The 461-nt window shown below is 48.4% G+C and carries 1 protein-coding gene; it reads right to left on the reverse strand.

Annotation, left to right across the window (positions count from 1 at the left end; all coding sequences use genetic code 11):
* On the reverse strand, positions 1–461 hold a 461-nt coding region (locus MWU84_RS24120), incomplete at both ends, for a hypothetical protein (RefSeq protein ID WP_246906604.1).

Here is a 461-nt window from a genome sequence, read left to right on the forward strand (position 1 = left end):
TGCATTACCTGCCCGGAGACAGTACCATCAGCTATATTTTCCAATTGCACCGCATCATCGGCCAATTTAGCATTGGTCACCGCATCAGGGCCAAGCTTCGCTGTTACTATGGAAAGGTCTTCTACCTTGAAAGGATCCAAAGTAGTACCAACTCCGGTAATCGTTACCTGATCTGCCAAAACAGCGAAGCTGGACTTGTCCACCCAAACAACTGTTCCAACCGCATCGGTAACCAAAACCTTATCGTTACCTCCGCTTAATATGTTTTCTGTCTGGACGGCATTGTCCGCCAATTTAGCATTGGTCACGGCATCAGCCCCGAGTTTCGCCGTAACGATGGAAAGGTCTTCCACCTTAAAAGGATCTAAAGTAGTACCCACTCCTGTAATCGTTACCTGATCGGCAATGGCATCGAAGCTCGACTTGTCAACCCAGGCTACAGTTCCTACTGCATCGGTTAC

It is taken from the genome of Arenibacter sp. F20364, assembly GCF_023015905.1.
Taxonomy (GTDB): Bacteria; Bacteroidota; Bacteroidia; order Flavobacteriales; family Flavobacteriaceae; genus Arenibacter.